This window comes from Aliivibrio sp. S3MY1, assembly GCF_028765575.1.
In the GTDB taxonomy this organism is placed as follows: Bacteria; Pseudomonadota; Gammaproteobacteria; order Enterobacterales; family Vibrionaceae; genus Aliivibrio.
The window spans coordinates 148,315-169,515 of sequence record NZ_JARACO010000003.1 but is presented as its reverse complement, the minus strand read 5'-3'; the positions used below and the strand labels follow the sequence as shown (position 1 = coordinate 169,515).

At 38.4% G+C, this 21,201-nt stretch carries 21 protein-coding genes; 8 read left to right on the top strand and 13 right to left on the bottom strand.

The features are described from left to right. Nucleotides 1-314 precede the first annotated feature (314 nt). Nucleotides 315-839: a hypothetical protein gene (locus PVK62_RS03575; protein ID WP_274444591.1), complete on the top strand. Its 525-nt coding sequence runs from the start codon at nucleotides 315-317 to the stop codon at nucleotides 837-839. 159 nt (nucleotides 840-998) lie between these two features. Here the strand turns inward: PVK62_RS03575 and PVK62_RS03570 are convergent, their stop codons facing one another. Both PVK62_RS03570 and htpX read right to left on the bottom strand, forming a co-directional pair. After that, nucleotides 999-1,472 carry a DUF1456 family protein gene (locus PVK62_RS03570; protein ID WP_274444593.1) on the bottom strand — a complete coding sequence of 158 codons (474 nt, stop codon included), beginning with the start codon at nucleotides 1,470-1,472 and terminating at the stop codon, nucleotides 999-1,001. A gap of 141 nt (nucleotides 1,473-1,613) precedes the next feature. After that, nucleotides 1,614-2,489, bottom strand: coding sequence for a protease HtpX (htpX, locus tag PVK62_RS03565; protein WP_274444595.1), 876 nt, complete (start codon nucleotides 2,487-2,489; stop codon nucleotides 1,614-1,616). A gap of 308 nt (nucleotides 2,490-2,797) precedes the next feature. Between htpX and PVK62_RS03560 the strand changes: the two genes are divergently transcribed. Further along, the gene (locus PVK62_RS03560) at nucleotides 2,798-2,959 is read left to right on the top strand and encodes a heat-shock protein HtpX (RefSeq protein WP_274444596.1); all 162 of its coding nucleotides are present in this window, start codon (nucleotides 2,798-2,800) and stop codon (nucleotides 2,957-2,959) included. Between the two features lie 78 nt (nucleotides 2,960-3,037). On the opposite strand, the gene PVK62_RS03555 is transcribed toward PVK62_RS03560, so the two are convergent. Then, the gene (locus PVK62_RS03555; RefSeq protein WP_274444598.1) at nucleotides 3,038-3,628 is read right to left on the bottom strand and encodes an acetate uptake transporter; all 591 of its coding nucleotides are present in this window, start codon (nucleotides 3,626-3,628) and stop codon (nucleotides 3,038-3,040) included. A 241-nt stretch (nucleotides 3,629-3,869) separates the two neighbouring features. Between PVK62_RS03555 and PVK62_RS03550 the strand changes: the two genes are divergently transcribed. The 3 genes from PVK62_RS03550 (at nucleotide 3,870) to PVK62_RS03540 (ending at nucleotide 7,907) form a co-directional block, all read left to right on the top strand. Further along, nucleotides 3,870-5,552, top strand: coding sequence for a sensor histidine kinase (locus tag PVK62_RS03550; protein ID WP_274444599.1), 1,683 nt, complete (start codon nucleotides 3,870-3,872; stop codon nucleotides 5,550-5,552). Next, the gene (gene btsR, locus PVK62_RS03545) at nucleotides 5,545-6,261 is read left to right on the top strand and encodes a two-component system response regulator BtsR (RefSeq protein ID WP_274444600.1); all 717 of its coding nucleotides are present in this window, start codon (nucleotides 5,545-5,547) and stop codon (nucleotides 6,259-6,261) included. The genes PVK62_RS03550 and btsR overlap by 8 nt, the downstream gene beginning before the upstream one ends. A 179-nt stretch (nucleotides 6,262-6,440) precedes the next feature. Continuing rightward, a complete protein-coding gene (locus tag PVK62_RS03540) occupies nucleotides 6,441-7,907 on the top strand; it encodes a carbon starvation CstA family protein (RefSeq protein ID WP_274444601.1) in 1,467 nt (488 codons plus the stop codon). Nucleotides 7,908-8,052: 145 nt separating this feature from the next. On the opposite strand, the gene PVK62_RS03535 is transcribed toward PVK62_RS03540, so the two are convergent. From PVK62_RS03535 to PVK62_RS03515, 5 genes are all read right to left on the bottom strand, one after another. After that, nucleotides 8,053-8,502, bottom strand: a complete 450-nt coding sequence (locus PVK62_RS03535; protein WP_274444602.1) for an exoribonuclease R — start codon at nucleotides 8,500-8,502, stop codon at nucleotides 8,053-8,055. 9 nt (nucleotides 8,503-8,511) lie between these two features. Further along, nucleotides 8,512-9,816: a DEAD/DEAH box helicase gene (locus PVK62_RS03530; RefSeq protein WP_274444603.1), complete on the bottom strand. Its 1,305-nt coding sequence runs from the start codon at nucleotides 9,814-9,816 to the stop codon at nucleotides 8,512-8,514. Nucleotides 9,817-9,989: 173 nt separating this feature from the next. Continuing rightward, on the bottom strand, nucleotides 9,990-11,279 hold the full coding sequence (locus PVK62_RS03525; protein WP_274444604.1) for an NAD(P)/FAD-dependent oxidoreductase: 1,290 nt from the start codon (nucleotides 11,277-11,279) through the stop codon (nucleotides 9,990-9,992). A 461-nt stretch (nucleotides 11,280-11,740) separates the two neighbouring features. Beyond that, complete coding sequence (gene ycfP, locus PVK62_RS03520) at nucleotides 11,741-12,292, bottom strand: alpha/beta hydrolase YcfP (protein WP_274444605.1); 552 nt, start codon at nucleotides 12,290-12,292, stop codon at nucleotides 11,741-11,743. Between the two features lie 134 nt (nucleotides 12,293-12,426). Beyond that, nucleotides 12,427-13,257, bottom strand: coding sequence for a phosphotransferase (locus PVK62_RS03515; protein ID WP_274444606.1), 831 nt, complete (start codon nucleotides 13,255-13,257; stop codon nucleotides 12,427-12,429). Between the two features lie 281 nt (nucleotides 13,258-13,538). Here PVK62_RS03515 and PVK62_RS03510 point away from each other — a divergent pair, with 281 nt between their 5' ends. Beyond that, nucleotides 13,539-14,282, top strand: coding sequence for a class I SAM-dependent DNA methyltransferase (locus PVK62_RS03510; RefSeq protein WP_274444608.1), 744 nt, complete (start codon nucleotides 13,539-13,541; stop codon nucleotides 14,280-14,282). An 84-nt stretch (nucleotides 14,283-14,366) separates the two neighbouring features. On the opposite strand, the gene PVK62_RS03505 is transcribed toward PVK62_RS03510, so the two are convergent. The 5 genes from PVK62_RS03505 to hinT all read right to left on the bottom strand — a co-directional run bounded on the left by PVK62_RS03505 (nucleotide 14,367) and on the right by hinT (nucleotide 17,703). Further along, nucleotides 14,367-14,705: a YggL family protein gene (locus PVK62_RS03505; protein ID WP_045101861.1), complete on the bottom strand. Its 339-nt coding sequence runs from the start codon at nucleotides 14,703-14,705 to the stop codon at nucleotides 14,367-14,369. Between the two features lie 153 nt (nucleotides 14,706-14,858). After that, complete coding sequence (lpoB, locus tag PVK62_RS03500) at nucleotides 14,859-15,449, bottom strand: penicillin-binding protein activator LpoB (RefSeq protein WP_274444610.1); 591 nt, start codon at nucleotides 15,447-15,449, stop codon at nucleotides 14,859-14,861. A gap of 45 nt (nucleotides 15,450-15,494) precedes the next feature. After that, nucleotides 15,495-15,884 (bottom strand): YcfL family protein, encoded by a 390-nt coding sequence (locus PVK62_RS03495; RefSeq protein ID WP_274444611.1) that lies wholly within the window; start codon nucleotides 15,882-15,884, stop codon nucleotides 15,495-15,497. Continuing rightward, on the bottom strand, nucleotides 15,884-17,281 hold the full coding sequence (locus PVK62_RS03490; RefSeq protein WP_274444612.1) for a COG3014 family protein: 1,398 nt from the start codon (nucleotides 17,279-17,281) through the stop codon (nucleotides 15,884-15,886). The genes PVK62_RS03495 and PVK62_RS03490 overlap by 1 nt, the downstream gene beginning before the upstream one ends. Before the next feature lie 71 nt (nucleotides 17,282-17,352). After that, on the bottom strand, nucleotides 17,353-17,703 hold the full coding sequence (gene hinT, locus PVK62_RS03485; RefSeq protein ID WP_274444613.1) for a purine nucleoside phosphoramidase: 351 nt from the start codon (nucleotides 17,701-17,703) through the stop codon (nucleotides 17,353-17,355). Nucleotides 17,704-17,995: 292 nt separating this feature from the next. Between hinT and PVK62_RS03480 the strand changes: the two genes are divergently transcribed. Further along, nucleotides 17,996-19,987, top strand: coding sequence for a methyl-accepting chemotaxis protein (locus PVK62_RS03480; RefSeq protein WP_274444614.1), 1,992 nt, complete (start codon nucleotides 17,996-17,998; stop codon nucleotides 19,985-19,987). Nucleotides 19,988-20,133: 146 nt separating this feature from the next. Continuing rightward, the gene (locus PVK62_RS03475) at nucleotides 20,134-21,135 is read left to right on the top strand and encodes an OmpA family protein (protein WP_274444615.1); all 1,002 of its coding nucleotides are present in this window, start codon (nucleotides 20,134-20,136) and stop codon (nucleotides 21,133-21,135) included. Nucleotides 21,136-21,201: the final 66 nt, after the last annotated feature.

The following is a 21,201-nucleotide window of genomic DNA, read 5'->3' as shown; positions in this document are numbered from 1 at the left end:
GTGACATTCCTTTTATCAAGGGAATAATCAATAAACAGCCCTACCTTATTCTCAAAGTAGTGACCAATGTCATATTTTTAAAGATTCAGCCAGGGGGGATAATTATTGCAAATAATACCCTTGTTGCTATTTTGCTGCTAAGTCGGAAGGTAAGGTTGATAACGGCATCGAAGAAAAAACATTCACTCAACAAGTGAATCGTTAATAAGTGTTCCAAAAAATGTAAATATAATAAACAAGCTAACTAGCTCTCTCTATTTATTTAAGATAAATATCTTTATAATGCCCCTACATTTTTTTTACATCTTTGAGTTATGAAGCCTTACTTTTTATCTTTTTTATTTTTTATTTTATTACTTCCATTTAAGATCAGTGCGGAGGAGGAACCGAGTGAACTATCCCTTTACTCTGTAAACACTGGGTCATTCCTCTATCATTTAGTTCCCTACGATCCTGACTCTCATCAATACTTTAATAATCAATACTTTTCTATTGAACGTAAGTTTTCTAAAGATTCTGATTACAGCTTCATGCTAGGCACTTTTTTAAACAGTCAAGCGAATCGCTGTATGCTTATTGGCGTTAGAAAAGACTGGTATCGTGTGAATAGCAATCTTGTTATTAAAGGGATGTATTCATACGCAGGGGAATTTTTTGTCGATGCCTTTGAAGATTGTGGTAATGGCGGGATATACAAAACCTCAAAAGAGAAATTTGGGGTTGGTTTTGCACCTTATATCTACCATGCAGCGCAATACAATTTCACCGATTATTTTGGTGTAGAAGCTGGCTTTATCCTACCTGGCATTATCGTAATGAGTATGCAATGGAGTTTCTAATTTAACAACAGCGCGATTTACGATATTAATACCAATCACAGTAAGTAAATGACCAGAGATAACGCAGTTATTTACTACGATTGGTATACGCAACAGACATAAAAAACCACGACTCATTAGATGATAGTCGTGGTTTTTTATTATGCTAAAGAAAAAAGCTTATTCGCTTTCTGCTTCACCACGTAGATCTTGTTGAACGCCTTGTAAAAAGTTACGTAGAACTTGGTCTTTACAAATACGGTAGTGTTTATGATCTGGCTTGCGGAAGAAAGCGCTTAATTCGTGCTTGCTTAGACGGAAGTTAACTAACTTCATAAGATCTAAAACCTCATCTGCTTTTAAGTTTAAAGCAATTTGTAGTTTTTTAAGAATGATATTGTTCGTTAGTTTTTCTTCAGGCTTTGGTTGTTCGCCTTCACGCTTACCACGACGATCATTGATTAAACCATTTAGAAATGTTGCTAATTGAACATCCTGACAACTTTTATAGTCTTTATCGTCATCCGCTTTTAACCAGTTACATACTTCTTCACGAGTTACTTTCAGATCAGCAGCAGCAAACAGTGCGATCATTTTTGTATCGTCAAAATCAAAAGTATAGCGAATGCGTCGTAGAACGTCGTTATTAGTCAAGGTAGATCCTAAATGTCTTAATTCAAATTAGAGGCAGACTATAACTCTTAATGCGCATAGGTAAAAGATTTATGTGATCTCAAGACAGAAAAAACCCGAGATTTACCTCGGGCTTATTAAATATCTTATGATCTTACTAAATTACATTTGGCGTAATGCATTAATACGTTTATCTAATGGCGGATGGCTCATTAGTAATTCCATTAATGTATGCTTACCGTTAATACCAAAAGCCATCATAGAACCTTCTAGTTGAGACTCTTGTCCCATACGTAAACGCTCTAATGCCGCGATCATTTTCTCTTTACCAACTAACTGTGCAGCTCCGGCATCGGCATGGAACTCACGATGACGACTAAACCACATCGTTAAGAAGCTTGCTAAGAAACCAAACGCAATTTCAAGAATAGTAGAAACGATGAAATACGTCATGAAACTACCACCTTCGCCCTCACCTTCTTCATCGTTTGACGTAAAACCACTCACTGCATTTGCAATCATACGAGATAAGAAAATCACGAAAGTATTCACGACACCTTGCATTAACGTCATCGTAATCATATCGCCATTAGCAATGTGACTTACTTCATGAGCCAATACCGCTTCAGCTTCATCACGAGTCATGCTGTGAAGTAAGCCTGTTGATACTGCAACCAATGAATCATCACGCTTAGCACCAGTAGCAAAAGCATTCATATCAGGCGAGTCGTAAATTGCAACCGTTGGCATGCCGATACCAACTTGCTGTGCTTGACGAGCGACCGTTTGTATTAACCAATGCTCAGTTTCATTACGAGGTTGTTCAATAACTTCACCACCCACAGAACGTAATGCCATTGATTTTGACATCATTAGAGAAACTAACGAACCACCAAAACCGAACAATACAGCCATAACAAGTAAACCAGAAAGGCTACCTTGTTGAATACCGGTAACCGCATAAACAATATTCAGAACAATACTGAATACAATCATCACAGCCAAGTTTGTTGCTAAAAACAGCGCCATACGCTTCATTTATCTTTCTCTCCAGTTAATAATTAATTCAACTCATTTATATTTTTATTTCGAGTTGGAACCAAACGTATCTAGCACGCTTAATAGGTATAGTCATAAGATAGTGTCATTTTCTATAAATACAAGGGTTTGACGTACTTTGATACACTTTCTTTTATCTATTCACCTTTCTATTCTTTTCCATTTAACTTCATTCTAATTCTAGTGAGAAAGCCGCCATTAGACTTTGGTCGTATTGTTAAAAAATGCAATTCATTTTACTTTGTGGATCCAGAAAAAATTATGATTATGAATATCAAGGATTGAACATGGCTGAACAACAGACTTATTTAATGGCTATTGATATGCTTTGCTGTCACCTAGGGCTATCAAAAGAAGAAGCAAAAGAGCAATTAGGAATTGAGGCTCAAACTAATATCGAAAGTCAGGTTGCAGATACCCAAGAGATATTAATGAGTTTATATCGCTAATTTAAATATGGCACATACAAAAAAGGCAGCTTACTAACTAAATAGTAAGCTGCCTTTTTCTATTTTATAAGTAGAAATTTATGCAGTAACTGCTGCTGTTTCTTTCGCTTTCATTTCACCAACAGGTAATACAGTACGACCGTATTCACCATTAATTACTTGAGCCATAGAGAAATACATTGCACTTAGACCACAGAATAGACCAACATAACCTGCGATGTGACCGATTAATACGCTACCGGTGAAGTCACGAGCTGAAAGTAATGCGAACAAGATAGTTAAGCTAGCGAATACAACTTGCTTAGCGCGTGGGTAGTTGAACGTACCTAAGAATAAGAAGAATGTTAGTACACCCCACATTGCAAGATAACAACCCATGAATGCTGCAGACGTTGCTTGTCCTAGGCCCATTTCTGGCATAAGAATTAAGCCAACAAGAGATAACCAGAAGAAACCGTAAGAAGTAAATGCTGTAGTACCAAATGTATTACCCTTTTTATACTCCATGATGCCTGCAATTACTTGCGCAAGACCACCGTAAAAAATACCCATCGATAAGATCGCAGTATTTAAAGGAAATAAACCTATATTATGTAGGTTTAGTAGCACAGTTGTCATACCAAAAGCCATTAAGCCTAATGGTGCAGGATTTGCAAGTTTGTTCGACATGTCGATGCCTCAAAAAAAAGTGTAATAGTTAAAAAAATGTTTAGGGTGGGCATTCTATTTACGAGCAGCAGAGATCACAAGTATCATTTATGAAATCTTATATTTCATTTATTTCATTGTTAAATTTAGGCCATCATTATCACTTTTTATAACTCAATTCACTCTATTTCCCCTCTTCTATTTAGACAGGATTCCTAATTATGATTACACTTAAGATCCGGCATATTAGTTGAGAATCTTGATGGAATTGGTGTTTTCCCTGTTACAACAATTGAGTGTTTACCTTGTTCTTGCTTATTTATTAAGTAAGACTCCTCTGTTTCTTCCTATTACGACTATTTCAGGTCGTTGGAGCCACCGTTTTCTTTGCTACATCATCTTTTCTGGCTTCTGTATTTTAGGTACTTATTTTGGCCTTGCTATTCAAGATGCCATTGCTAATACAAGAGCAATTGGTGCTGTAATGGGGGGAGTACTAGGAGGGCCTTTAGTTGGTTTTTTTGTTGGTCTAACCGGTGGTTTACATCGATACTCTATGGGAGGATTTACCGATTTAGCCTGTGCGATTTCAACAACAGCAGAGGGACTTCTTGGCGGGTTGTTTCATTTATACTTTGTTCGTAAAAATCAAATAGAACAATTATTTAAACCAAGAACCGTTTTAATGATTGCCTTTATTGCAGAGCTATTACAAATGGCCATCATTCTAATCGTTGCCAAACCATTTGATCAAGCTTATGCACTTGTCTCCTCTATCATTTTACCTATGGTCGTAGCCAATTCAGTTGGCGCAGCCATGTTCATGAGTATTATCCAAGATAGAAAAACGATTTATGAAAAGTACTCAGCTGCATTTTCTAATAAAGCGCTTAATATTGCTCAGCGCTCCGTCGGCATATTAAGCAAAGGCTTCAACCAAGAAAACAGTGAGAAAATAGCAAACATCATCTATGAAGAGACTGGGGTTGGTGCGGTATCTATTACTGATAAGGAGAAAATATTAGCTTTTATTGGTATTGGAGATGATCACCATTTACCAGGTACTCCTATTGCATCTGACTACACTCGAAAAGCCATAAAACAAAGTAAAGTAATGTACATTGATGGTGACGAATACCCATACCAATGCTCGATTAATGAAAAATGTAAACTCGGTTCAGCACTGGTTATTCCTCTTATTGGGGTAAATAATGAGGTTATTGGTACTATTAAGCTGTATGAGCCAAAACTGAAACTATTTTCCTATATCAACCTAACATTAGGCGAAGGCATTGCAAAATTACTCTCTAACCAAATTTTAGCCGGGCGATATTTACAGCAACAAACGTTATTAACCCAAGCTGAATTGCGTTTATTACAAGCTCAGGTCAATCCTCATTTTCTGTTTAATGCGTTAAATACCATAAGTGCTGTTATTCGACGAGATCCCAATCGAGCTCGTGAATTAATTCAGCATTTATCACAATTTTTCCGTCGAAATTTAAAACAGAACTTTGAGCAAGTGACCTTAAAAGAAGAATTACATCATGTACAATCCTATTTAGAGATTGAGCTAGCACGATTTGCAGACAGACTGACCGTCGATGTAAATATTGACGAAAAACTGTACGATCTGAAATTACCCACATTCACCTTGCAACCCTTAGTTGAGAACGCCATCAAACATGGCACGTCGAATATGTTTGAAAATGGCGAAATAAAAATTAAAGGTTATCTATCCCACCATCAAGTCATTCTTGAGGTCATCGATAATGCAGGGCTGTACGTAGAACAGACTAGCAGCGATGGCTTAGGCACAACCATTGTTGATAAACGCTTGAAAAATCAATTTGGTGATGCGTTTGGATTAACGCTATCTTGCATTGAAAACAAACAAACCAAAGCCACTATTCACTTACCACTAGAGACGATAAATCATGCTTAAAGCCATTGTGATTGATGACGAACTGTTTGCTCGTGAAGAGTTAATTGACCAATTATATGAAATTGGTCACATTGATATTATTGCCGAGTGTGGTAACGCAATTGATGGATTAAAGCAGATAAATCAACTAAAGCCTGATGTGGTCTTTCTTGATATCCAAATGCCAAAGCTCACAGGGATGGACTTAATTAGCATGCTTGACCCTGAGACCATGCCAAATATCGTTTTTGTTACCGCTTATGATGAGTTTGCTGTAAAAGCCTTTGAAGATAATGCCTTTGATTATCTACTCAAACCGATAGAGCCTTGCCGCCTTAAAAAAACCGTAAAACGATTATTGGCAGCAGATACCAAACTCGACCTCACGCCTATTATTACGCCTGAAATTGAGTTAATCCCCTGCTCTGGGCATAACCGTATTCTTCTTTTACCGTCTAAAGAGATTGAGGTTGCCAGTATTCAAGCCGCAGGCGTTGAGCTTGTAACCAAATCAGAGAAAGCCTGCACCCAATTGACATTAAAAGTCCTTGAAGAAAAGACCCCGCTTATCCGCTGCCATCGACAGTTTTTAATTAACCCTCATTTTATTCGTGAGATTAAACTGCATGATAATGGCACCAGTGAGATCATTACTCAAAGTGGTCATACTGCTCAAGTCAGTCGTCGGTATCTTAAAGAAATTAAAGAGCGACTAGGAATTCAATGCTAATTACCGCTTTTCATGCAGCCACTTAATCTGGCTCAAAACCGCTTACCATAATATAAAACCACTGAGCCTCTTATCTTAACCACTCACTTTTTTTGGGCGTGAACTCTTTACGCCCATCAGTATGATAACCAGCATATTAATTTATCTATTTAACTCGTAATTCAAACAAGGAATAAATTATGGTTTGGTTTCTAACCTGTGTTGCAGCGCTTATCGGTGGTTACTTCATCTATGGTGCGTTTATTGAAAAAGTATTTGGCATTAAAGAAGACAGAAAAACGCCCGCTCACACAAAAACAGATGGCGTAGATTTTGTTCCAATGTCGACACCAAAAGTCTACCTAGTTCAACTTCTTAATATTGCAGGCGTCGGCCCAATTTTTGGCCCAATCATGGGTGCCCTTTACGGCCCTGCAGCTATGTTATGGATCGTACTTGGTTGTATTTTTGCAGGTGCAGTACACGATTATTTCTCAGGAATGCTATCTGTCCGTAATGGTGGCGCCTCTGTTCCTACTATTACAGGCAAGTACCTAGGCAATGGTGCAAAACACTTCATGAACGTGTTCGCAATTGTTCTATTGCTTCTTGTTGGTGTGGTATTTGTATCAGCCCCTGCAAGCATGCTAACTAACCTAATGAATGACCAATTTAATTTAGGCATCACAATGACGGCGATGGTTGTTATCATTTTTGGTTACTACATCTTAGCGACAATTGTACCTGTTGATAAAATCATCGGACGCTTCTATCCGCTATTTGGTGCTCTACTAATCTTCATGTCTGTTGGCTTAATTTCTGCCATCGCACTATCAAGTGATCATTCTGTACTTGGTGGCTACGAACCAAGTGAAATGTTTACCAACATGAACCCGAACGACTTGCCATTATGGCCTGCACTATTTATCACCATTGCTTGTGGTGCTATCTCTGGTTTCCACGCAACGCAATCACCGCTAATGGCGCGTTGTATGGAAAATGAAAAGAATGGTCGCTTTGTATTCTACGGCGCAATGATTGGTGAAGGTATTATCGCTCTGATCTGGTGTGCTATCGCTCTGTCTTTCTTTGATGGTATTGAAGCACTTCAAGCCGCGGTTGCAGACGGTGGTCCTGGTAACGTAGTTTACGCATCATCATTTGGTCTTTTAGGTACATTTGGTGGCATCCTAGCGTTCTTAGGTGTAGTTATTCTACCAATTACCTCTGGTGATACTGCATTCCGTTCAAGTCGTTTAATCCTTGCTGAATATTTCAACATGGAACAAAAAACACTACGTAACCGTTTACTAATGGCGCTTCCACTGTTCGTGCTTGGTGGTATTTTAACTCAAGTAGACTTTGGCATAATCTGGCGTTACTTCGGTTTTGCTAACCAAACAACGGCGGTAATGATGCTATGGACCGCTTCTGCTTACCTACTTCGTCATAACAAGCTACATTGGGTTGCAACAGTACCTGCTGTATTCATGACAAGCGTATGTATCACATTCATCTTAAATAACAGTCAACTTGGTTTTGGCTTACCGATGACACTATCTACCATTGTAGGTGTGGTTTCAGCGTTTGTAATTGCTGGTTTGATTATTGTGAAGTCAAAAGGCAAAGGTGAGATTGATTCAGAAGAAGAAAGTCTACAATCGTAAACTAATGTTATAACCTCCCCCTATAACGTTAGATTTAAACCGGATCACTTATTGTGATTCGGTTTTTTAATGCTCATATAAAAAAGCGCCAGTGATAATAACCACTGGCGCTTTTATAATTTAATTTATTGCTTTATTAACAGCGTTACTTCTGTTTCGCAGCAATAGCGGCGTAATCACCAAGCAATTTAGATAAAATTGGCAACCAATTTAATGCATCTGTTGGTGGTTTGGCTAAAATTTTCTCAACCAATTCACAGTGCTCTTCTAACGATACCGCTTCTTCTAAATTAAATAACATTGCATAAGCATGCCATAAAACAAGACGCATCATACGTAAGCTATTTTGTTGTGAGTTTTCAGACTCTGAAAATGCATGAGTCACTTCACCAAGAGCGACAGCAGTAAGACGAAGCATGGCATCTAATTGAGCCGTTTGCATACGATCTGGATCTGCGATTTCTTCTTGTTCAAACGTAAAGATCTCTTTTATTGTCTCTTCAGGCACCATACGACTAATCACACGATGACTGAACTCTTCAAGATCATGACGCGGCATTGTTACTAAACAAGAGAAAGTATAATCACGTTCCATTTTACTCTCCTACTTTTTAAGCTTAGTAATACCAGCTTTCTTTTGAATTACATTTTTCAAACGCATACGACGTTCTGCAGAAGACTGATCTTGATTCACATTAGTCGCGTTATTTGTACGACCTTTACGATCTCTAAATCCTGCTTTAGTATTCACTTTTTCAATGTAAGCATCACGGCTCTTAGGCTCGTAACCCGCTTGAACTACACGATGAATACGTTGCTGAATTAGTGTTTCAACTTGAACAACCGTTAGTTCTTCTTCACGGCTAACAAATGAAACCGCATGACCTTTTTTACCAGCACGACCAGTACGACCAATACGGTGAACATAATCTTCTGCTAAGAAAGGCATATCGTAGTTAATTACGTGTGGTAAGTCAGCAATATCAAGACCACGAGCAGCAACATCGGTTGCAACCATTACGCGTGCTTTACCTTCTTTAAACTCTTCTAATGCACGACGACGAGCACTTTGTGCTTTATCACCATGACAAATAACCGCTTTGATACCATCAAGCTTAAGCTCTTTAACGATGTTATTTGCTGTCTCTTTGTAGTTTACAAATACCAGAACTTGTTGCCAGTTTTTACGGCCAATCAATTCTGATAATAATTCGGTTTTACGCTCTTCATCGACAGGATAAACAACGTGAGCAATCGTCGATGCGGTCATATTTTCACGGTCAACAGAAACACGTTTTGGACGACGTAGAATATCGCTCGCTAACTTGTTCATCTGTGCAGAAGACGTTGCCGAGAACAGCATGATTTGTGGTGCAGAGTTCACTTCCATCATGATATTACGGATAGCGTTCACAAAGCCCATATCTAACATGCGGTCAGCTTCATCAAACACTAAAAATTCAAGATTAGCGATAGAGACATTACCCTCTTCGATGTGCTCTTGCAGACGACCAGGAGTCGCAACCAAGATATCAACACCAGGATCTAATGCTCTCTCTTGAGAAGACATTTTTTTACCACCAAATACCGCCGTTACTGATAACGAGGTGTATTTTGTGTAATCAGCGATATTACCGGCGATCTGCTCTGCAAGCTCACGCGTTGGCGCTAAAATTAATGCACGTGCTGAGCGACGAGTTGCTCGTTTTTTAGAATCAAGCAATTGCTGAATAACAGGCAATGCAAATGCCGCCGTTTTACCAGTACCGGTTTGAGCATTCGCAAGAATATCATGACCTTTACGTGCCAAAGGAATGGCTTTTTGCTGGATTGGGGTTAATTTCTGATAACCACATTCAGTTAATGCTTTTACGACTTCAGGTGAAAAACCTTGAGATGAAAATGACATAAAGTGGATTCCTTAAGCGAACAGTCTATGTATTCAATGATCTATAATTTAGCCGCGCATTATAGATGATTTACGGTGAGTTAGCGCACATTTTTTGTTATCCCATCATAAAAAAAGGCAGAAACACTGAAGTATTTCTGCCTTTTTATCTATTTCGTTTTAAAACGACCCGATTAGTGAAGTTTTAAGTTTGGACGAAGTACTCGGTTAATACGGCCAACCAACATAATTAAGGTTGTTTTAAACACGCCATGCAATGCAATCTGGTGCATACGATACAGTGAAATGTACACAATACGAGCAATACGCCCTTCAACCATCATAGAGCCTTTGGTTAAATTCCCCATCAAGCTACCAACCGTTGAGAAGTTACTTAGTGAAACTAAAGAACCATGATCTTTATATACGTATGGTTTCATGTCACGGTCTGTCATTTTAGCCACAATGTTTTTAAACGCATGACTTGCCATTTGGTGAGCAGCTTGAGCACGAGGAGGAACAAAACCACCATCTGCTTTTTCACATGAGGCTAAATCACCAATAACGAAAATGTCGTCATCACGCGTCGTTTGTAGCGTTGGTTTAACAACAAGCTGATTAATACGGTTAGTTTCTAACCCTGCAATGTCTTTCATGAAATCTGGTGCCTTGATGCCCGCAGCCCATACCATGATCTGAGCAGGAATAAGTTCGCCATCTTTGGTATGCAAACCTTCAGAATCTGCCTTTGTTACCATTGTTGTCGTTCTTACATTTACACCCAGTTTAGTTAGCTCACTGTGTGCTGCTGCAGAAATACGCGGTGGTAATGCAGGAAGAATACGCTCACCCGCTTCAACTAGGTTTACGTTTAATTTTGCAGAATCTAAATCACCAAAACCATATAAACGCAGCTCTTTAACCGCATTATGAAGTTCAGCAGAAAGCTCAACACCTGTCGCACCTGCACCAACAATCGCTATATCAACTGTTTTTTGTGTTGGGTGCATATGAAGTTTTAAGAACTGGTTATTCATTTCAGTACGGAAACGGTGAGCTTGCTCAGGACTGTCTAGGAAGATACAGTTGTCACGAACCCCTGGCGTATTGAAATCATTCGATATCGAACCAATCGCAAGAATTAAATAGTCATACTCAATTTCTCTTGTCGGAATAAGTACTTCATCATGCTCGTCTTTAATTTCAGCCAATGTGATGAATTTACGTTCACGATTGATATCGCATAAACTACCCATTTGAAAATCAAAAAAATGATTTCTTGCATGAGCACGGTAACTGATTGCATCAACACCTTCATCTAAAGAGCCAGTTGCTACTTCATGAAGCAATGGTTTCCATAAATGGCTTGCTTTACGATCAACCAAAGTAACTTCTGCGCGACCTTTACGACCTAATGTACGACCAAATTTAGTAGCAAGCTCTAAACCACCAGCTCCACCACCAACAATAACAATCTTAGTCATTGCAATCTTCCTCTAAAAAATAAAAACGGCATCAACCTGATCTACTCAGATTAAAAAATGTGTGCTCTCTTTGTTTGCTAACTAAGCAGTACAAAAATCAGAGTCTTGAGGAAACAGCGTTCACGTTACGCTAACTTGAGCAATTTATGCTTCTTTTTTGTTTTTATACCAATGTAATTAATTAGATGATCTATTTATTACGCAGGAAAATCGCTTAATAATGATTAGATAATTACTGGAATTGGTATGAGTATTATATATCCGCATTTCGGATGTTATCAAGCAGATATAGATGTTATACATAAGATTTATTTTGAGGTGTAAAACAAATGAGGAAATTATACTATTTTGTAACAGAAAATGATTTCCTTGGTTCAGATCAAAAAAACCTCACGCTAATGTGAGGTTTTTATTATGTTGCCTGTCGTTCTTATACTTAAATAGCATTTACAAAGCAGACATTAAATTAAGGTTTCAGCCTCTTTAAATGCTTTCATTACTTGTAAGTGCTGAGAGATTTTCTTGAACTTATGCGTTTCATTCTCGTCCCAAATAATTTGGTAATAAGGTTCAAGCTCCGTTGCACTATCTGAGTTATCACGAATCTCATCGCTCTTAGATAAAATACATAAACAATGCTCTTTATTCTTTTGACGGAATTTATCTACGCACTTGGTCGCAATGTCAGCATACTCTTCAGGTCGGTAAATACGTCCTTCCATATTCACTTCTGGATGCAAGTTAGGATTAAAAATAACCTGACGAATACCGCATAAGAAGCCAATACGTTCAGCCCAAAAGCCACCAAGGCCTACACCACAAATAATTGGGTTTGGATCGCCCGCTTGCTCAATAACCTTATGTACTTCTTTCAATAAGTGCTGCATATCATGCTTAGGATGCAGAGTGCTGTAATTAATGAAACGAACATCTTCATCGATAAATTGAAGTTGTACCACTTTCTCATGATTACCTGGGCTTGTTGAGTCGAAGCCGTGAAGATAAATAATCATGTTTCCCCCTGTTCCTGAATAAGAATTAGTCCATATAAGTCAATTTAATCTACCATGAAAATTATGGTTTTAAAGCCATTAACCTGAGCAAAACTGAGAACAGTGATCTAACCTAGATAATTGCGGGTTTATTTTTAAATTAATGGCATTAATTGCTTTAACTTACTCATTTCTCGTTCAGCTAACTCTTGATAGCAATCGTCTTTGAGTAATTGGTGACCTAACAAAAACCATAATGCCCCCATAAAGCAGACCCAAGGTGTCCAGTATTTTACCGAATATAGCCATTCATTTTCATCAAGACCTCTTTGCATACAATAGCGATGAATAACCTCATCAGCATCAAATTGATTCGCGATGATCATGGTTGCTAAATCTTGACTAGGATCTCCGATAGAAGCGTATTCCCAATCAATTAAGCCATACCCTTGCTCTTTGACAATAATATTATAAGCACCAATATCGAAGTGACATAAGCAAGGTTCAAACAACGGCCGTTCATCTTCTTGAGAGAAATAATCAACATAAGCGTGCATTTCACTTGTCTGGTTTTCCGGTTCTAATGATGACCAATAACTCAAAATACGTGATTTTATGCTCATCACATCATTTTTAAACTCATCGTTAAACCTATCCAAAGCAAGTTGATGAACGGATACCAATAGTTCAACGGCAACGTCTTTGGCTTTATCCAGCTCAATCACATCACCCTTAAACCATTCAACCAATAGACCCTCATCATTTGAGCCGTAAACATTCGGGGCAAAAGACACTGCTTGCAATGCTGTTAATATGACTTGTTCTTTGTCTCTATTTGCCCCAAGTACTTTGGCTTGTTCAGATACCGGACGCCAAACAAAAGTTCCCTCTTTCGCTTCGACTTTTAAACAGGCATTAGTTAATCCGCCAGACAGTAACGATACTTTGTCAGTATTTAACCCAAAGCCATCAAAATTAATATCCATATCTACCCCATAAATCTCGTAATAACATAAACTTATAAAAGTTTATCACAATTAACCAAGTGCTTTTATTCTGTCTCGAATTTGCATTAAAAATTGATTTCAAAATCTTAATAGTTTTCTCTATTCAAACCTAAGAAATTGGATTATTATCCGCGCCCTACGCGTCTCTTTAAGGGGAACTATTATACAGTTCCTCATCAGACGTACTTACTACATACCTTTCCAAATAAGCGGTTAATCAAACACTTAAAGTAGACTGGTGTTATTTTGGATAGACTATAATGTCCTCTAACGCTTTATATACTGATTTATCTGGCTATTACGATTTAATGTGTGCTGATATCGATTATCAAGAGCAAAGTAACTTTGTTCGTCGTATGCATCAAATCTTTGGTAATCAAGGAAGAGATTATCTCGATTTAGCGTGTGGTACAGGCCCACATGTTAAACACTTTATTAATTATGGATATCAAGCAAAAGGGTTAGACATAAACCAACCTATGCTTGATATTGCAAAACAGCGTAACCCTGACGCTGAGTTTATTTTGCATGATATGAGTAATTTCAAGGTTGAAGAACCTCTGGATTTAATCACCTGTTTTCTCTACTCGATTCACTACAATGCGAATATTGAAAAACTATCAGAATGCATTGCCAGTGCTCATGCGGCCTTAAAACCTGAAGGTGTTTTTTGCTTTAACTCTGTAGCAAGAAACAAGATCGACAATCGCTCATTTGTAAAACATCCAGCAGAGCATGAAGGCAGCCAATTTAGCTTCCAATCAGGTTGGAACTATTGCGGAGAAGGTGAGCAACAACACTTATTGCTAAAGATAGAAAAGACAACAGATGGTGTAACCGAAGCTTGGGATGACAAGCACCCAATGGTTGCGGTTGATTTTGAGCAACTGAAAACACTGTTAGAACCTTACTTTGAGGTTCATATGTTTGAACATGATTATGAAAAAATCACGCCATTAAATGATGGTTCAGGCAATGCTATCGTAGTTTGTGTGAAGAAATAATCCATACCTAGAGTTTAAAGGTCAAAAACAAAAAATCCGCCAACAAAGGCGGATTTTTTCATTCTGATTTATCGACAATCAAAATTATAGGTAGTTAGCATCAACTAGTTCGCTGATCTCTACTTTTTTCACTTCAGGACGGCTGTCTAACCAGTTAGCCACTAGAAGCTGCTCTTCTGCTGTTGCTGAACGGTAACGCTCAGTTGAACAGATAAAGCCTTCAAATAGCTCTAGGCCACCACCACCAAAACATAGCTCAATGCTGTTGATGTAATCAATGAAGTCATCTACGAATACATCATATTGGTCAAAGTCTTTAAATTCAGTAGTACAGCTTACTTCAAAACCAAGTATCGCAAACTCACCTAAGTATAACTTTTTACGAATACGACGATTTTTACTTTCTAACTTATTCAGTTTCATAGCATTTCTCTCTTTGATTTATCTAACACCTTTATACTCCTTTCCACCACTTTTCCCAAGCTTTGATTGAAAGAAATTAATACGTTTTCATATAAAAAAAGCCAGAGCAGTTTCCCGCTCTGGCTTTCATCTCATCAAATTAGAGTTGAGGAATTACCAACCTAATAAGCTTTTCTCTTGCTGCTTACGGATCTCTGTTTCATCAGCCCATTCGATTAGGCCTGTTTCTAAATCCATTAAACGCATTGTCATTTTGTAGTAAACGTCTTTGTCGCTACCTGCATTTTTTACGATGCTAGAAAGGTTGCCATAAAGCATGTATTGAGCGCCGACCATTTTACCAAATTGAATTGCTGTATTTTGGTTTACTAGCTCATCATTGTTTTGGAAGTTAAGTTGCGAACGTACCGCTTCTACACGATCCATATCTACAAAACGGAACTTACCAGAATTAAGCAGTTTAGTACTGATTGAATCGGTTACTGATTCCGTATCAATGTGCTCGCTTGTTTTATTCTTGATGCTCTCAACAAAAACGATTGGACGATTACCTTGAGTAATTTGAGCAACGGCGCCAGAAGACAGCATGCTTTCTGTCATTTCAGCCGCAATCTTTTGTAGATCCGTTGAGCCAAAATCTACTGTTGTTGTTTCAACCGCTTGAGCATCACCGTAACTTACTTTATTAGAACAACCACCGAGTAATACAGCCAAGCCTAATAATGCAACAACACTTTTTTTCATTTTATTTTCCCCTAGTAAGTGGTTTCTATTTTAAATTATAGAAGGTTATTCTAATGTACGAATTTGAACACGGAATTGCGTTGCTTCAGGTTTTAGTGCCACACCTTGAATGCTCATTGTATCTAAACCACGAACAATAAAAGTACGCCAAGGTGAATCAGAACCATTCACTTCTAGCCCTTGAGCATCATACCAATAAAAACGGTATTGAAGTTGTTGATCCCCTGAGAATTTACTTGTAACTGACACAACACCTCGAACCAGGCCATTGTTGTCTTGAGTACTTATCTGTTCAACCGATAAACGATGTCCAAGTACATTATCACCAAATAACACTTTCTGAGTACTGCTGTCTACGCTAATACCAGCGGTTTGACTTGAACTGCACGCTGCTAATGCCAATGGTAACAAGAATACGATAAGCCATTTTTTCATTATATTTCTCCTAATTGTTTATGCCACCATGTGACCGAGTTTCCTTGCCTTGAAACCCAAACTATAACGGTATGTCCTTCCTTTACTGTAAAGTCTAGTTCATTCCCTAGGTATTGAATTTTATTTTCACCCGCAACAACATTCAAGCTGGTTACGCTAATTAGTGATGGTAATGTTTGCCAACTACGCGTATCAGGCTGCTCTGTCAGTGTATTAAAAATAGTTAGTACAGCATTCGCTAATTCTTCTTCTTTGGTATTTCGTGATGTTTTTCGCAATTCATCTTTTGCTACTACTCGCAGCGCTTGGCGAATAACCATGGCAGGCATCCGCTCATTAAGATCATTACGCGCCATCAATGTAACGTCAGACAAACGATCAGTCGCGACACTTTGCGTGTTCACTTTAAGTGGAGAGAAGACTTCACGTTTCACTTGCTTATAGTAAGGTAACGATAAATTATACTGAACAAAATTACCCTGACTGTCCCACATTGGTAAACGTAATCGCCAGTCAGATAGCTGAGGGACGATTCCTTGCTCATCAATGATAATCACACGACTATCAGAGCGATTAGGAGCTTGATACGCACCATACTGCTTCTCTAACATTTTAATGTCATTACGCATTCCAAGTCGACGAGCAAGACGTTGTACAGATTCAATCACTGTTTTATTATTCGGAGCAACCGCAAGTGCTCGCTTATAATCAATATAAGCATCACTATAATTTCGATTAGTCTCAAACAACAAGCCAGAATAGTAGAAAAGATAGCCATTTTGAACTGCAGCCAGCTTATTACCTACATCAGGATAATTAGCTAAAATTGCACCAACATTAGCATCTACACCCTGCTTCTTAGCGTCTTTTTCTGCTGAACGTAGATCCTTTTCTCTATCTCGCTTCGCTTGTTCTTGAATATAGTTTGCTTTTCTAACTTCAATCAACGCCCCTTCTAAATCATTATTTTTTAAATAATTCAATGAAAGGTAAAGGTGCAAATAACCCAACTCATAATCTGCAGGTTTATAATCGATCAAGTTATCGTTAGTCACTAATGAACCAACTTGGTTCGCAGAATCTGATACAGAGATGACAGCTTGGTCACTTTGAACTCTTACTTCTTGCTCTGCAATTTCAAAATCAGACTGGCTAGATGCATATTGCTCACTCAATAAAGCAATACGACCACGTTCTAAATTATCTAAAATGGGGCCTCCTACTTCAGGGGCTTCTTCGCTGTAGGCAATCTTAGCCTCACCATTTTTAACTAATTGATAGGTTTCGTCAGTTTGAGCCGTGTAATGGCTAAATAGATTTCCAACAGACAGGTTGGCACACCCTGAAAGCATTAGGGCAAAAGAGAGAATGGTGGATTTTTTAAATAATGATGTCATTTAAATAGACTAACTCTTTAGTTGAAAAAATTAAGGCCCCAAAAACATAGGAGCCTTATTATAAAGAACTATTAACTTAACAGCATTGGACCTAATGGACGACCGCCCACAAGGTGCATATGAATATGGTAAACCTCTTGGCCACCATGCGGATTACAGTTAACGATCAAGCGATAACCTTCATCAGCAATGCCTTCTTCTTTTGCTATTTTCTTAGCAACCGTAAATAAGCGCCCCATCACTAACTCATCCTCAGCCTCTATATCATTCGTGGTTGGGATCAATTTGTTTGGAATGATTAAAACGTGGCTTGGTGCTCGTGGGTTAATATCACGAAACGCCGTAACTAAATCATCTTGATAAATCACATCCGCAGGGATCTCTTTGCGAATAATTTTACTAAAAATCGTTTCTTCAGCCATGAAGCTTCTCCAATAGAACACAGTTTTTTATTTATTATTAGCTCTAGTATGCGTCACAAATTTCTCGAAAACAATAACTTGACGATGAAGTTAACGACAAATTACTCACGTGACGACAAAAATCATATTTAATAAATGAGAGTGATATCTCTATCAATATTATTAATGTTATAGATTAGTCACAGCATATAACGTTCATTCTCCATACTATTAATGCTATATGATCACATTATTAAGACTTCCCTACAAACACAACTTTAGTCTTGCGTTAACAAAAAAAGAGAGATGAAACATGAACAATTCCGTTATACGTCGAATGTATGCAGGATTTTCACTTATTGTTATTCTGTTTATAACGACGGTTGTCCTCATGCTAAACGGCACGAGTAATATCCACAACCAAATGAAATCTGTATCTTCCGATTCTTTACCATTAGTTAGCATATCAAATGAAACCAGTGTGTCCCTCTTAGCAGCTGACAAATCATTTAAAGACTTTTTAACTACACGCGACCCTGCTCAAATGCAGCAATCAAAACAACAATTTATTGCTGCTGAAGAGACTTTTAATACCACTTTTCAGCGTTTAGTTAATGTTGCCGAACAAAAAAATACCGGAAAACAGCAGAGAACAGAGTTATCCAGTATTCAACAGGCTTATTTCACTGAAGCAAAAGTCGCGATGGATAACTACCAAGCGTTATTACTTGCTGAAGATGAAAAACAAAAATCAATCCGTACCTTCCAGCGTCTGTACACTGAATTAAGTGTTCGCATGAAAGAGTATGTTAACGATCAAGAGAGCATTGCCGTTAAAATGATGGCAAAGAGCTACTTTGTTAAACTAGAAGATGCAGAGTCGATCACTTCTGATGCATTAGCAAGTAACGACATTGAATTTGTAAAAAAAGCGGTGAACCAAAATAAAAAAGCCGTTACTCATCTAAATTACGCTTATCGTGGCTTGATAAATCAACTGCCTCAATTAAAAGAAACCTTTGATGATCCTGTGAACCAATTCAGTCTTGAGGTTGGTAAAAAAGAAGGCATTCTTAATACGCACTTTGCCTATTTAGACGCAACAGATACCCTTTATCGTAATATTTCAAATCTGGCTAACCAAATCGATAGTGCGCTGATTGTATTAACCTCATTTAATGAATTAGCAAATCAAGGCCTACAACAATCACTGCAAGTTGCTGAGGACATTTATCAACAGAGTGTTTATAAAGCACTGATACTTGGTGTTGTCGTCTCACTGTTAGCTACCTTTATTGGCTTCCACTTAGCCTCATCAGTAAGAACACCATTAAAAAAGATGCTTACGATTTTAGAGTCGTTAACTTCAGGTGACATGACTCAACGAATTGAAACCAAAAACAATACAGAATTTAGCCGTGTTTCTCGTCACATCAATACACTGGCTGATAATCTACAAAAAGTATTACTGCAACTCAGTGGTGCATCTGATGAATTAACCGAGGTTGCTCAAAACAACAGCTCAACGGCTGAAAGAGCAAAACAACAACTGCTAAATCAACGCGAACAAACCACGAGTGTCGCCGCAGCGATGACTCAGATGGAGCACTCGGTAGTTGAAGTTGCCTCAAGCTCAGAAAGCTCCCTACTTAAAGTACAAGAAGTAGAAGCCGCTTCAGAGCATGGTCAACACATAATGCAAAGTAACTTACAAACTATTGAGCAGCTATCAAGCCGCCTTGATGAATCGGTACAAGCCGTGGGTAATTTACAAAAAGTCAGCGGTGAAATTGGTTCTATTCTGGATGTGATTAATAACATTGCAGAGCAAACTAACCTACTTGCACTAAACGCCGCGATTGAAGCAGCACGCGCAGGAGAACAAGGTCGCGGCTTTGCCGTAGTCGCCGATGAAGTTCGTATTCTTGCCCAACGTACAGCCAAATCGACCTCTGAAATTGAAGTCATGATTGCCAATCTTCAATCAAGCTCTAAAACCACAACTACCGTGATTGAAAGCTGTGTGGTAGATATGCAGCAAAGCGTAATTCAAACCAACGAAGCAAACAATGCAATGGTGATGACCCAAAGCTTGATTGATGAGATAAGCCACATGAGTAATCACATTTCTCAAGCCGCTAACGAACAAAGTGCAACCACGACTGAAATTGCACGCAGTCTTGAAGACATTAGCCACATTGCTGAACATAACCAAACTGCAATGAATGATATTGCCAATGTCAGCTCAACACTGAATGAATTAGCACACCAACAAAGCGATATCGTGCATCGATTTAAAGTGTAATTAACATACGTTGAGGGAACGCTTTTCCCTCAACTAAAAAATGGGATCATATAAAAAACAAACTAAAACCGACAAAGATGCTTTTCCTGTTCTACTATTTAAACATACGATGCTAAATGTGTGTTTTGAACTAGAAGGAAAGAAATATGAAAAAATCATCTTTACTTGCAGCGATAACTCTCACCTCTATAGGGTTCTCTTCCCCCTTACTCGCCGAAGCATACGTCGGTGGTAAATTAGGTCTTGGCCTCATTGATGATGCGTGTGCTTCTTCTGGCCCATGTGACGATGATGCATTTGGCTTTGGTGCATACGGAGGTTACCACTTTACAGAACGATGGGGCCTAGAACTTGGATTTGATTCTATTGGCGAGTTTGAATCTAGTCATTCTTATAACGGCACAACAAAATACGTTGATAGTCGTCTTACCGCTCTATCATTAGCGCCTCGTTATACTTTCTCAGCAACAGACACTATCGATGTATTCCTCAAAGCCGGTGCTGCTTACATGGATTACAGCCAAGCAAATGACACTGTGTTTACTGCTGGTTTAGGGAGCGAAATGTCACTTAACGAGAGTTTAGCCTTACGTCTCGAATACCAATACTTTGACGACATCGATGATAGCTACATCTATGATTTATCATCCCACTTTATCTCCATTGGTCTTACCTATACCTTTGGAAACGCCTCAAAAGCGACCTCAATAGAAGAAGAGGAAGAAGTTGAAGTCGTGCCAGAAAAGCAAATGGCTGAGCCTATGGAAGAAAAACCAATGGAGCCAGTTGCTATCAAGCAAGAACAATCTAAATCACATCAAAACTTATTTAAAAATAATGGTTCTGAACTCGCACCAGAAAGCCATGCTGAACTTAATTCAATCGCAGCTATTTTAGTTGCACACCCACAGGCAAGTGTAAACATTGTTGGCCATACCGATTCATCTGGCTCAGAAGCTTACAACCAAAAAATATCAGAAGACCGAGCAAATTCTGTCTCTAAATATTTACAAGAGCAAGGGGTAAAAGAAGAGCAAATAAACGCAAGCGGTGAAGGAGAATCAAACCCAATCGCAACCAACAAAACAGCTCAAGGAAGAAGTGAAAACCGTCGAGTAGATATTAATATCCCTACTTTTGAATATTAATACTCAATACCCTATATCTGCTCCAATTTTCGTTCACATTTTATTATTGCAGATAACAAAAAGGTG